This is a genomic window from Micromonospora sp. NPDC000121, from assembly GCF_042899165.1.
Classification (GTDB): domain Bacteria; phylum Actinomycetota; class Actinomycetes; order Mycobacteriales; family Micromonosporaceae; genus Micromonospora.
The window spans coordinates 1-13,441 of the sequence record NZ_JBIAZP010000023.1 but is presented as its reverse complement, the minus strand read 5'-3'; the positions used below and the strand labels follow the sequence as shown (position 1 = coordinate 13,441).

Genomic DNA, 13,441 nt, shown 5'->3' with positions numbered 1-13,441 from the left:
CTCGCCACCTGGACCGGCGCATGCCCCACCTGCAGACGCAAGATCAGAATCGTCCGTCGAAAACGACGATCACCGACCTAACAAAGCACTACTAGGCCCTGCCCGAAGTTCGTAAGCAACTGGTGATCTCGGAGCCGACCTGGTATCGGTGGGTGGCCCGGTACGGCGGGATGGAAGCCGGACGACGCCAAGCGGCTCAAGGACTTGGGGCGGGAGAACCGTCGCCCAGCACCCGCTCGCCCATTGACATGCTCAAGGAGTGGAACCGGGGAAACTGGTGAGTCCGCAGCGCTGTCGCCGTGCCGCGACGATGTTGCAGCAGCGCTTTGGAGTCGCGCAGCGCCGGGCGTACCGGGTGGTCGGGCAGCACCGCTGTGCACATCCGCAGACCCGCAGCCGACAGCTTAATGCCGATGAAGTGCTGCGGGCCAGGCTACGGCAGATTCCGCCGAGCATCCGCGATGGGGGTGGCGTAAAGCCCGCGCGATCGCCGCCCGTGACTCACAAGGAGCGACGGCTCGCGATTGCCGGTCAGGTGCTGCCGCAGGCAGTCGCGCGGGTTGCCGGTCCGGACCGACATAGATGACCGCGCAATCTTGAGGACCACGTCCACGCTAGGCGCTCGGGAGAGCTCTCGGCGACCTCGATCAGTACGGTCGGGAGCCGTGAAGCCGGCCGGCGCGGCGTCGATCAAGGGCTCGGGCATGTACGGGGCCCAGTCACCCGTGAGCCCGCGTGGATCGTGCATGATGGCACCACGCATCAGGTTCTTCCTTTCCGATAATCGTGGTCCATTCCGGTGTCGCAGCGGCCGGCGCCGTCGAGCCTGGCGACGCTCCTACGTACGCCAAGCCGCCGGACTGACCGCTACCGAAAATCTTGCGGCAGCTCCACCGGCAGCCCCAACTCGCGTAGCCGGCCGTAGGTCTCAAGCGCGACCAAACTCTGAGCCTCGGTAGGGATCTTGATCGGTAGGGCACCGCACACGTTAAGAATCCCAACCTCCTTAGGGCTGACCTGGCGGCGTTCTCGCCCCCATCTGAGAACGTCCTGCCAGAAGGTTTTGCCTGCAGTAACGACGGTAGTCTGAGCCGCGATGCCATTGAGGATGCGCTGGTCCTGTGCGCCGTCGCTAGCGCGCGCAGAGGCTTCGCGGCCCTCGATGGTCGCCCCCTGCAAGGCGAGATGCCAATCCACGTGAGCCTTGCTGACGGCCCTCCAGCAGTCTTCGTGTTTGGCCCATTCAGTGACGTTCGCGCGGTTCCCCTCGGGATGTTGCAGGACCGCCAAGACAACTCTACTGGCCTTCAAGAGACCTTCTCTGACGGTCGAGGGCAGAGCTTGTTCCCGCCATACAGCCTCGAAGTCGAAGGCGCGGCCAAGACGCCTCAGATCAAAGGCTAGCTTCGCGATCGCATACGCGACAATATTCGCTCGGTACCCACCCTCGTACCAATCTTGTTTAGGAACCAGGGATTCGAGGGTCTTCCATGCGATCGCCTTGGCAATCGCCGCACGATAGTAAGACTCGGAAAAGTAGTCGGCCGAATCTTCCCACTTCTTCGATACGTCGGCGGCAAAGGCTGCGAAGTTCCGCTGAGCGCCCCTGCTTACGATGTGAGGCTGCTCAGCCCAAGCCATGGAGTACTTCGCGAGCTCGGTCTTCCCAAAGAGTTGCTCCCGGGGATACTCGAGATCAAATTCCTTCCGCTTCTTTGCTGTCAGTCCAGACCTAGCGTCTAGGTACTGTCCGCGCGCTCGCTCGTAGAACCACTTAGATTGCTTCAGCGATCCATCTGGTGATGGAGCGTAGACACGCCGTGAAAACTGCTCAATCCGGACATGGAAGGGGTGATTGGAGAAGAAGTCCGCCTGACTGACGCGGTTCTGGCTGTTTGCGTACTCTGAGATCTTCGGTACAACCTCGGCCGCACTGCCTGAATCGACGATTGACAGTTTCATCTGAACGAACACGTCAGAAAGGTCGACGTTGTTAACGAAAGCCGCATGGATGGAAGCTGTAGTCTGGCCGCCATTTACGATCTGGAGATTCCGGATCTTCGTTAGCCGGGCAGTGGCGCCGTCAGAGTCGAGTTCCACAGCCTCCGCTGTGGCTGATATGCCGTTGTTGTAGGCAAAAAACATCTGCGGAGCAGATTCCAGCGTCGTCTTGATCCCTCGGTTGACCGAGCCACGAGATTGCAGAAAGACTCGTACATTCTGCTCCAACAGACGGGTACCCCATCGATCGTAGATCGCCGCGAGTTGAGCGCCCGGAATGACTACGAGGTAGCCGTCGTAATCGGCCCCTTTCACGGCAGCGCGGAGCGCCGGAAGTGGAGCAGGAAGGTCATTCACCAGATCGAGCTCGATCTCCTCACGCTCACGCCCGGCGTCGACGTACCGGTGCAGGCGTGCGAGATCCCAGACGTTGTGGGTGATCGGTACGCCGTTGATTTCGCCAGCTGGAACACTGTCGACCCGGCTGCTCAGTACCCGGTTGCTAATCGCGATGATTCGGACTTTGTTGATGACAGCCCACGTCGTCGCAATCATCTCAGCGAGGTCAAACGCCGGCTGAGCCTGCTCCAAGCCGTCCCTGAAGGTAGGGTCGAGCGAACGGAGGATGAAGTTGCGGGCACGATTATTGATGGCGCGGAGGTCGGTTGCAGTGAGTGTCTCCGGCCGCTCCGCCTGCCGGAAGTCGACGATGATCAGGGTTAGCACACCGGCGACTTCCCGAGGATCGCCGGCGTAGCCATCGACGCGGACGCCGCGAATGCCCAGGTAGGGCGCACGATCGGCGGTTTCGATCTCCCCAGCCGTTAGCAGGTATTCCGTCACGACGTCGAAGAACGCGTCCTCGGCAAACGAGCCTGTGGCTTCCGAGTGCGCGAGGACCTCTTGGTAAAGCTGGTTGTGGTAGATGTCCAGCGCCTTATTCACGGGCAGCCTCCAGATCGGAGAGCATCGTCTCAAGTGTGACGGCGAAGCCGTCTATCTCTTTCAGCTCAATCTGATATCTGACTCTATCGACGCCAGGCCGAAGGATGTCGGGAGTGATTCTCGGGAAGTCTGGACTGACCTGATAAATCGACATCCCGTCGATCGACCAGATGTTCGTATAAGGATCTTCCTCCCGATAACCAGTGGCCGCCAGCCGAGACTCCAGCAGGTCACTGGCCCACGGCGCACGCACCTCGAAGCAGGCTCGCAAGCGACTCACCCAGCCGTGGAGCGTGGCCGCATCAGCGCTCTCGCGAGGTATCTCGTTGACCGAGAAGACCACTAGATAGAGAGCTTCGAACGACGCAAGGTCCAACTGGTGCTCGGAGCTGATGCTAACAGCCGGTACGGCTCCGCCCCGCTGCGTCTTCACCTCGATGGCAGTCGGAGCGAACTCGAAGTCCTTAGGCCCGTCCAGCGGACCCCACCATCCCGTTACCGCCTCCTTAGCCCCGATCGACGGAATCAGGTGCGCCTCAATGAGCTTGAGCTCGCCGACCAGTCCCTTCTGCCCCGAGTCCGTGAGGGTGTGTGAAGGAGCACCGCGCATGAGATGATGCCAACGCCACGTTCGGGCAATTACCCTGCGGACCGCGTCCGGCTCGGTAGGAGCCATGCCGGCCGCCTCCATGATGTCGACGCAGAGGCGGTGGAATAGGTCCGTCGACCCGGCATCCTTTAGAGCAAGCCAGAGATGCACCTTGCCCGCCTTGTCTGGGTCTCCAAAAGAAAGCTCAACACCACGCAGGTCCGGCAGTGTCGCGTCGCCGATCGAAGACGTTTGAACGGACATCGTCCAGGCCCTGCGGCCCCTAGCATCCCTCGCCCAGTAGCAGTCCCAGCGGTGGCCCGGATCGGCTCGGACTGCTGTGGCGGTACCCATCGTGGCCGCAGGGCGCAGACCCGCCCAGGGATCGCTCATCAGTCCTCGCTCTCGAGCTCGTCATCCGAGTCGACACCGAAGTGTTCGCGGAACCAGACGGTGTTCACCACAAACTCGACTCGCTTTTCCGAATGTCCTAAGGGTGGCGGCGGGAAGCTGATCCCCCACGCCGCCACAAGAGGCGGCAGGTTGGCCACTCCGCCGTCGCTGGACGTCGTTAGGCGGACTAGGTGCAACATAAGCAATGGCTTCCCGCGGAAACGGCGGTATGCAAGGTCGGGATAGTTCACGGAATCCCCGCCCGTCAACGCGTTTTCTCGTCGGTAGTGCTCCTCCGCAGCCTTGCACTGAGCGTCCGACATACCAGCGCGCTCGATGCCCCGTGACGCCACCTTTTGGTTGTTCCCGATGTACAGGGTGTTCCCGCTTGAGCGAGACCCGGCAGACCGCACCTGATAAACGACACGCAGATCGTTCAGAAACTCGTAATCGATCGGCCGCTCCCTTGCGGTGTACTGCTTCCCTACTACTAGGACATCCCAACTCCGAAGTGTGGAGGCAGCCCGTTCTTCGATGTAAGCGACGACGGGTCCGCTCTGCGTCTTGGTCGAGCCCGGATCCGGCTTGTAATCGCGCACGAATGACGCCACAAGTTCCGGCGAAACACCGGAAAACAGCCAGCTTCCGCTGAGCTGAATCGGTGTTGCACCGGAGGCTTGGACCGCAGTCACAAGTGAACGGACACGCCGGACATTGTAGTCCGAGTCCCGTGCGGAGACTGGGGTGGTCTCGATTTGCGAACCGCCGAGGCCGATGCTGACGACGAAGCGCTTACCGGTTCCCATTTTGTTGCGCGCCGTAACGATGAGACTATCTGGATGGCTTCGAACCCGCAGACCGAATTCTTCAGGTGTAGCGCCTGCGGCCTCCATTTCCTTCAAATCGTCGCGCAGCATCTCAATCGACTCGGCAATGTGGGCGTACCATCCCTGCGCATCCTCCGGCATCCAGATCCGGCAGAGGTCCTCGTAACCGGGTCGGTATCCAAACCAGCGGCCCATCTGCATCAACGTGTCGTACATTACCGAGCTACGCAGGAAGTACGTGATGCTGAGGCCTTCCAAGGTAAGACCTCGGGAAAGAGAGAATCCGCCGACCGCGATGACGTTGAGGCCGTTCTCGAAGTCGCTGTAGTTGAGCTTTCCAGCAGACGTGTTGTTGACTTCGACGACGCGAATCGGCGCGGCGGCATCGTGGAGAACTTTGAGGACGTCCTCCCACCGGTGGCCAGCCTCGCCGTACTCGGCCTTCCAGGTGTTCTCGAGTTCAAAAATCTCGGGCACTGCACGAGCTTCGACCGGATCGAGTGCGCCGCTGATGCGGAGCGCGTTCTGCAGCTCCTCGAGATACGAGTGAACGTGATTCCGGAGCTGGGACTGCACTCGAGTGAACCTAGACGCGTTGACCAACATCGAGTTGTGTTCCGATGCCTGCCCGCGCAGGATTCGGATTGCCCTGACCAGCAAGAACGCCCGGACAGCGAACCGCAGGCTGTCCGGCAACTCCTCGATGATTTGCGTTATCCGGTGCTTGATCGGAATGGCGTCCTCGGAGTCGTTGATAGATCGCAAAAACTCATCGGGCGACTCAAGGAAGACCTTTCTGGCGCCGAGGTAGTTGCTAGGTGGGTCCAGACTGACGATGAAGTCGCGCGGAAAGAGGTCTTGGCCAAGCATCTCATCATCGCTCTCAGGATCGATGAATATGTTGGCGAAAGGCGTGGCGGTGTAGCCCACGTACGAACTTCGCTCGAACATGGCGAGAAGCTCTCTGATCTGCGCATTGATGGTGGACGCCGCGTTGGGATCTTGGCTGACGTTGATCGAGGCGTTGTCTGCCTCGTCGTCGATCAGCAGAAGAGGGGAGTTGATGCGACCACCCTGCAAGCTGGTTTTCAGCCACTGGGTCAGGTTGGCAAGAGTGCTGGCATTCTTCTTGATAACGAACACTGCAGGCTCGTTCAGATTCTGCAGTGGAACGCCTACCTGGCTGGCTGCGGCCTGACTGAAGTCCCTTGTCGAGCTGGTGAAGTGTGAAGGGCGACGCTGAAGGTCGATCCGGCCGACGCCTACAACCTTGCCAAGCTTGTTTTTTCCTGCTCCCTTTTCGAAGCCGATGAACCCCTCGTCAACCCTGGACTGTGTCTGGTTTCGGAGGTTGTTGTGGATCCCCGCGATGATGATGATTACCCGATAGCCTGCGTCTGCAGCTTTGCAAATCAGTCCGAGGTAGTTCGCCGTCTTGCCGGACTGGACGTTACCAAGTACCAGGCCCTTCCGAGCCCACACACCAGCTTCTCGAGGATTTCCCAGCAAACCGAGAGTGCGGTCGGAAACTTCGTCCAGGGTTGCCAGGACAGGGACACCCATACCCTTCAGGGACAGCAGCCTTCTGTATCTCTGCCAATAGTAAGGATCGATGGCCGCCTTAGCGTCCGGAAGCCAGGGCTCGTGTTTTACCTTTAACGACGCTCCCAATGGTCAGGATCACAGCATGACGGGTCTCAAGGAGACGCGCGAGTTGTTCAGCATCATCGTCCGAGATCGATTTGAATCTGGGCAGCAGCCTAAAATCATCGATCGTTGTACGGATCAACTGAGGAGTAAGCTGGTCCGCCGGCAAGCTTGTCAGCTCGGCGGTGACCACCCGGTCTAGAGCGTCGATCACTCCAGGCTCGGCCGACATTAAGCTTCCTCCATCATCATCTGGTCGACGATTTTTGCGGTCTCGTCCCAATTGGCGTCGAACGGTGGGGATGACTTCAGCATGCTCGTAATACGCACCCAGCTGAGCCCGCGCTGAAGCAGCGAGGCGACGGTACTGCGAGTGATCTCGCTCAGCTCTTCGACACTGATCGACGCGGCGTTCACCTGGTCGGGTGCATCACTGAGATCATGCAGGAGGCTGTCCATTGGAAGGGTCCGCGAGAATACGTTCAGGACGGTCAGGAGCTGGGTGCGACGGTCAGCTGGGAGGTCCGCAAGCACGGACTGAATCAACGGGTGCTCGGAGTTGATCTGATAGCGGATGCCGCCGCGGGTGCGAACTCGCTGCCATGTCGGGATCTCTGCCAGCGCAGCTTGACGGACGCCCCGATGTGTGTAGATTCGCTTCGATGTCGCAACAATCGCCTCAATCAGAGTCTTGAGGCGGCGTCGCACGTAGTCCGGCGGCTCTGCACTAGCCTTCAGGACGTTGATTTTCCAAGATTCGTCCAGAGAACTCGGGATATCGAGTAGGACCCTGGTCAGCTTGGTCCTTTCAGTTTGCTTCGCGATACCGAACCAGGTCCCCCACACGATCAGGCGACGAGCCCGGTAGAGGTAGAACCCCTGGTTCTTGATAAACCCATCCCGTCCGCCTAGGCGTTCCCACGCGTCTTGGCCCACATTGCTGTGATGCGGGAGAGTGAATGGCTGAATCGTTACGACGCCAGCTTTGGTCCATATCTTCTCCATTGGTCCGATGATGGTCGCGGCGTACTTGCGCGCAAAAGGATCGAACGCAACGAGCTCTCGGTTGTTGACTGCGATCCGTATGGTGCGATGACTGCCCTCGCGCTCCAAGAAACGGTGAAAGACCATCTCTAGATGACTGGCGGCCTCGGAGATACGCCGTGCAAATGTTCGAGAGTCGTTTCCTTCGTCAGTTCCGCTGAGGATCCGGTCTAAATTCTGCCAGATCACTAGCGTCCCTGTCTCGCCGACGCGGTCGGACCAAGGGACTTCGGTTGCTGGGGGCCGGCTGACGTACCACTCGTCTCGGCGGCTGACTTCGTCTAAGTCCCAGCAGGCGGTACTGGTGACCTCCGATTGCCTTGTCAGCACCGTCATCCTTCGGCACTGCGAGAACGATGCAGTCTTCATGCCCATGCCGAATCGTCCTAGGTCGTCGGGCTGGCGCCCTTCGGAGGGACCAGTGCTCGCGAGCCGCATCGCCAGTTGCAGTTGCTCAGCGCCCATGCCGTGCCCGTCGTCCAAAATCCCGATGGCGGAGTCGAGTCCATCGAACTTGGCGAAGATTTCGACACGCGTCGCGTCGGCAGATATCGAATTGTCGACGATGTCGGCAAGGGCGGTCTCCAAGCTGTAGCCAAAGTCGCGCAGACTCTGTATCAGGCTTGCCGCGCTCGGACGCGCCTCGAACCCGAAGTTCCCGGCGTCGGAGGGAACGTTTCCGCCTAGCAAGCTTCCCCCTCGTGTCCCTGAACCACCCCACATGCCATCTATGATGATCTTTAGGGCGGTTGTTGCAGTCCCCTGTTCAGGCATTTTGTCATGGACGAGTAGTTCCGAATGTCGTCAGTGTCCATAGGCGATCAATGACCGCGGCCGGGGCTGGCGCCGGGCGCGTGGAGGGTCACCGCCGCAGCGTTCCCGCAGCCGGGATTCCGGCTGGGCTGTACCGGTCCGGTCCGTTCCGCAATCAGCTTGCTGAACCTGCGCCGGGGGATGCCGGTACAGACACGATGGGACAAGGCCGCGCGGGCCCATCGTGGCGTCACAATCACGATCTCCCGCACAGCCGTTCCCATGATCGAAGCGAATCGGTCAGCTCTCGCGTATCAAGTGGTTACTCAACACCGTAAAGTCGAGCCTGCGACTGGGACACCTCGTCGAGGGTCGCCCACGGCCAGAAGCCCTAGCGGCGTTGGTCCACTTGGCGGTCGTACCGATGATGACGGGCGGCCCGCCTAGGTCGGCAACCTTGGTGCCGCCCCAGACCCCTCGTGGCCCCGGATTCGCTCGGACGGCTTGTTGTCCTCGGCGGCGGGCACCAACAGGGTCGACTCGTCGGCCCTGGCGGCGAGTCGACCACCGCCCCACAGTAATCACCGGAGCGCAAATCGGCCAGCAAGGCCTTGATCACCCCTTCCGCTTCGACCGCGGGCGGTACGTTCAGCCGGGAAGCCATCGATCCCACCTCCCCACAAGATTCCCCGGACAGTACCGGCAGGAGTCCTGCCAGAGGGACCCCCATCTCTTTCCGGCAAGCTGGACGAGGTTCGTCGCACTCAAAACTCCGACCAACAAGTTGCTGAAGCGAAGACCGGCTATGACCTGGCAGCACGGAGAGGACCAACCCTGTGAGCTGCAGCAGCGGCACAGTGACGGCTCGTCAAACCAGGCACCCTCCCGCCTCTGAAGGCTGCCGCTCCATCGATGGAAGCGGCAACTGTCCGGAATCTGACAGCTAGGGTTGTCCGACACGACTGATAGGGATGACGCGTGCAGCAAACATGTTCGCTGCGACGGAGCGCGAGGACATGGCGATGACCAGCGGCTCTGGGGGGCCAACCGCTCGTCGGCCAGCTCCGTTGAGTAAAGCGGTCTCCAACCAAATGAAGCGGATCCGCCGCGCCTCCACCAAGCCTGAGCTACTCATCCGCCAAGAACTGCACCGTCGCGGTCTGAGATTCCGGATCAACCACCCTGCCCTGCCAGGAAGACCTGACATCGTCTTCACCAAAGCACGCTTGGCGGTCTTCGTTGACGGGTGCTTCTGGCACCAGTGTCCAGAGCACGGGGTGATGCCGAAGAACAACCGTGAGTGGTGGCAGGCGAAGCTGCGTCGAAACGTCGAACGGGACCGCGAGAAAGACGCGGCGCTAACGGCGCTGGGCTGGCAGGTTCTGCACTTCTGGGAACACGAGGACCCTACAGCCGTGGCGGAGGAGTTGGAGCAGAGATGGAGGCATCTACGGCCGCCGGCGGAGCCTCCCTCATGATGGCGACGTAGGTTGTGACATCCTGGTCCTCGCCAAGGACGAATCGACGGAGGTGGGCGCATGCCCGGCAAGACGTGGTTCGACGTCGCACCGTCAGCTGCACGCCTGACCAACTCACTGCGCGACATTGGCTACGACTTTCCGACTGCGGTGGCGGACATCGTCGACAACAGCGTCGCTGCGGGCGCATCGCGGGTGGAGGTGACGATCGAGTTTGCTGGGTCGAGGACGCGGGTGTACATCGCTGATGATGGGCGCGGGATGTCTCCGGGGGCGCTGCTGGAAGGGCTTCGGCTGGGCACACGCCGGACGTATGAGGCCGGTGAACTCGGGCGCTATGGACTCGGACTGAAGACCGCCTCCCTGTCGCAGTGCCGATCGGTGGCCGTGGTTTCCCGGAGCAACCCCGACATCATGCGAACCTCAGCCCGACTCCTCGACCTTGACATCGTCGAGGAGTGGGACCAGTGGGTGGTGATCGATCCTGGCGCGGACCCGGATATCGCCAGAGCTCGCCAGTGGCTGGCCGAAGGGACGGGAACGGTCGTCCTGTGGCGCAACCTCGACCGCGTTCTCCCAGAGAACCGCCCCGAGGGAGGCTGGGCCCGCCGGCGTCTGGAAGCGCTGGCGACGAAGACGGCGGAGCACCTAGGCATCGTTTTTCATCGGTTTCTTGAGGGAGGGGGCGGACGGGCTCCAATCGTCATCACTGTTAACGGTCAGAAGGTTCGGCCGTGGAACCCGTTCGCTCCTGACGAGGAGAACCGTTCTGAGCTGCCCACGCAGCGCTTCGAGATCACCGTCGGTGATGTGTCCGGTCATGTTGACCTGCGTCGTTTCATCCTGCCGCCCCGGGACCGGTTCTCTAGCCCGACGGAATTCGAGCGGCTGTCTGGGCCTCTGAACTGGAACCGACAGCAAGGGCTGTACGTCTACCGTGCCAACCGGCTGGTGCAGTGGGGTGGCTGGAACGCCATTCGCGGCATCGACGAGCATACGAAGTTGGCCCGTGCCTCGCTCGACTTCAGCACCGACCTCGACTCGGCCTTCAACATCAACGTCGCGAAGATGCGGGTCTCGCTACCGGCGCAGCTTCGTCAGATGCTGGAGGCCCCGGTTAACGAGTTGTGCGTCTACGCCAACGACGCCTACCGCAAGAGCGCGCGCGTAAAGAACAGGCCCGTTCCTCCGGACCTGAACACCGCCGCCGGCGTGCGGTCCGCGACCCAGGCGGCGGCGACTGCCGGACTCGCTCTGAAAGCTGCGGCGATGCAGTCCGGAGAGTGGGCCGCCTGGCAGCGGATCGCAGCAACGCTGCGCAAGGAGGCCCCGGAGATTGCCCAGTCGCTGGGGCTGGAGCCTTGAACCGCGGACCAGTCAGAAGAGCCGTAGCGGGTCCGCGCGCGACTCGGCGCAGAGCTTCTGGAGCGGGCAGGCGTTGCACTCCGGTTCCACCGGTCGGCACAGGCTGTTTGCCAGCTCGATCAAGCCTAGGTGGGCCCGCCTGGCGTCCAAGTCAGCCCCGATCATTCGCGCGATTTCCAAACGGCCATCCGTGAGCCGGTTTCGACGGTCGACAGGATCACCACTGAAGCGCGCGGCTACCCGTAGCACACCCTTCGTCACGAGGACAGGCTCCTCGGAGTCCTCGTCACCGTGGGCCGGAGTCACGAGAATCGCAACGTCAGCCACCGCTTCGCTGAGCCCCGGGACCTGGCGGAGCTGGTCGTCGTCCTGAAGCAGCTCCGGGTTGTCGGCGAGCCGTCCGGCCAATTCCAGAATTGCCCCAGCTCGGCCTGGCCGCCCGGCCCACTTGCTGATCTCCAGCAGCTCAGCCTCCGCGAGGACGGTCTCCTGTGGCTCACGCCAACGGGCCAAGAGAGGCCAGGTGAAGCGCACCACCTCGGCCGGAGCGCGGTCCAGAAGCATCTCGGCCTGAATAACCTGCCAACGGGTCTCCGCCCTCAGCCAGGGAAGTCCGCGGACTGCGGCGCTGTCGAACCACGCAGCGAGAAGCGCAGCGATGTCCTGCGTCGTCGCGGGCACCGGTCGCGGATCGTCCAGAGCTGCACGGACAGCACCGGCGAGGTGCTCCCCGAGTAGCGGGGGGACGGCGTTGCCGATCTGGCGGAACGCCGCCGATGGGGGCCCGGCGAAGCGGAACCAGTCTGGGAACGTCTGAAGCCGCGCCGCCTCACGAATCGTAATGGTGCGATTTTGCCGCGGATGGATGTACCAGTAGCCGTCCTTGGCGATGTGTGCCGTGATCGTGCGGGACAGGTTGTTCTCATCGAGCCGCTTGTACTTGTCGTCGAAGATGTCCTCACGGTATCGCTTGACGTCGTCCGGGAGATCCCGATATCGCGTGGTGGCGTCCATGACCTCAAAGGCACGAGCGTCATCTTCGCGGACGGGCCGCGTAATGTGATCGAAAACTTTATTCGCGTCGTCCGCAGGAACCGATTTCCGCATGCGGCGCTGGAACTCGCTGTGCGGTCGGTCGTAGTCGCTCCAGCCCTCCGCACCACCCACCGGACGCCATCCGCCTTCCACTTCCGGCAGGTCCCCGATGGCATTCCACACGGTCACCCGCTCGCGCTGCTCCTGAGGCCAGGTGAACGCCACGCCGTCCCGGAGCGCCACCAGGATAAGCCGCTGGCGGAACTGCGGAACGCCATAGCGGAAGGTCTCGACCGAGCGCTCCTCGACCGAGTAACCGATAGACTCCAGCTCATGGACCATGGTCCGGAGGATGAACATCTCCTTGTCCAGTGCCATGTCCGGCACGTTCTCCATGAGAACAGCTTGAGGACGGGCGATTCGAGCGATTTCAAGGTAGGAGCGCCACAAGTCCCGGCGCTCGTCGTACGGGTCGCGCAGGCCATGCCGAACACGGTGCCTGATCTTGGAGCGCCCAGCCTTGGAGAACGGCTGGCAGGGAGGACCGCCGGCGATGAGTTCCACTCCCGTCGCCTTGATCAGTTCAGCAACCTGCCGGACCCGCTCCGGGTCTCCGAGGTCCCAGTCGACGCTCATCCCGCCGTGGTGATGCCGGTGTGTCTCTATTGCTTCATTGTCGTGGTCCACCGCGATCACAACCTGGTAGCCGGCGGCTTCCAAACCCAGGCTGAGACCGCCAGCACCGCTGAACAGGTCGGCGGCCAGTCGGCCGCCGTTTGCCCTGAGCCTTGACGCTAGAGAAAGAAGTTCCTCGGGCTCCGAGCAGGCGTCAGGGTGGGGAGCGAGACGAACGAAAGGACCGCGAACCAGCTTGACTCCGTACCCACGGCGACGAACAGGTGCGGCGGCGCGCTGGTGTTCACTGGTCACGATCAGGCAGGTTACCGCCCGGTCTCCCGCCGCGACGATAGCCCGTCCCGACACACCGCTGGAGCATGCAGCGCTGGTGTCAGCCCGACCGTTGACATGGGCAACCAGCCAACCGCATATGTGGAAGCTTAGTGGACAAAAGGGGCAGATCAACCAGGAGCGGAATCTGCTTGCTATGCGCGCCATTAGGGCGAATGCCACATACTATCCACGACGCCACAAGGGACGCGGAGCGGGTCCGGCAGGCGCTTAGCGGGGGGAGCGCCCCGGCGAGGCGCCGGTCCAGATCGCCAGTCTGGACGGCAGCCGTACCCATATCAGGCGGAGATCCTGGCCGACCTAAGGCGTGTTTCATAAGCCGGTCAGAGCCACTCGGTGATGATGGTGATGGTGAGGATGGCTTGGAACCGGACTGCCAGCTTGTCGTAGCGGGT

At 61.8% G+C, this 13,441-nt stretch carries 8 protein-coding genes; 2 read left to right on the top strand and 6 right to left on the bottom strand.

Going from position 1 to position 13,441, the window contains the following annotated elements; genetic code table 11:
- Positions 1-867: 867 nt before the first annotated feature.
- The 5 genes from ACFY23_RS31630 to ACFY23_RS31610 form a co-directional block, all read right to left on the bottom strand.
- Positions 868-2,946 carry an AIPR family protein gene (locus tag ACFY23_RS31630; RefSeq protein ID WP_350685445.1) on the bottom strand — a complete coding sequence of 693 codons (2,079 nt, stop codon included), beginning with the start codon at positions 2,944-2,946 and terminating at the stop codon, positions 868-870.
- Positions 2,939-3,928, bottom strand: coding sequence for a PD-(D/E)XK motif protein (locus ACFY23_RS31625; RefSeq protein WP_350685447.1), 990 nt, complete (start codon positions 3,926-3,928; stop codon positions 2,939-2,941). The genes ACFY23_RS31630 and ACFY23_RS31625 overlap by 8 nt, the downstream gene beginning before the upstream one ends.
- Positions 3,928-6,237 (bottom strand): Z1 domain-containing protein, encoded by a 2,310-nt coding sequence (locus ACFY23_RS31620; RefSeq protein WP_350819766.1) that lies wholly within the window; start codon positions 6,235-6,237, stop codon positions 3,928-3,930. Before ACFY23_RS31620 ends, ACFY23_RS31625 begins: the two co-directional genes overlap by 1 nt.
- A gap of 139 nt (positions 6,238-6,376) precedes the next feature.
- The gene (locus tag ACFY23_RS31615) at positions 6,377-6,634 is read right to left on the bottom strand and encodes a hypothetical protein (RefSeq protein ID WP_350819764.1); all 258 of its coding nucleotides are present in this window, start codon (positions 6,632-6,634) and stop codon (positions 6,377-6,379) included.
- Complete coding sequence (locus tag ACFY23_RS31610; RefSeq protein WP_350685449.1) at positions 6,634-8,220, bottom strand: ATP-binding protein; 1,587 nt, start codon at positions 8,218-8,220, stop codon at positions 6,634-6,636. Before ACFY23_RS31610 ends, ACFY23_RS31615 begins: the two co-directional genes overlap by 1 nt.
- A gap of 950 nt (positions 8,221-9,170) precedes the next feature.
- On the opposite strand from ACFY23_RS31610, the gene ACFY23_RS31605 reads away from it, so the two are divergent.
- On the top strand, positions 9,171-9,677 hold the full coding sequence (locus ACFY23_RS31605) for a very short patch repair endonuclease (RefSeq protein ID WP_350819762.1): 507 nt from the start codon (positions 9,171-9,173) through the stop codon (positions 9,675-9,677).
- Between the two features lie 60 nt (positions 9,678-9,737).
- The gene (locus ACFY23_RS31600) at positions 9,738-11,042 is read left to right on the top strand and encodes an ATP-binding protein (RefSeq protein WP_350685452.1); all 1,305 of its coding nucleotides are present in this window, start codon (positions 9,738-9,740) and stop codon (positions 11,040-11,042) included.
- A 12-nt stretch (positions 11,043-11,054) separates the two neighbouring features.
- Here ACFY23_RS31600 and dcm read toward each other — a convergent pair whose 3' ends face one another.
- A complete protein-coding gene (dcm, locus tag ACFY23_RS31595; protein WP_350685453.1) occupies positions 11,055-13,007 on the bottom strand; it encodes a DNA (cytosine-5-)-methyltransferase in 1,953 nt (650 codons plus the stop codon).
- Between the last annotated feature and the right edge of the window lie 434 nt (positions 13,008-13,441).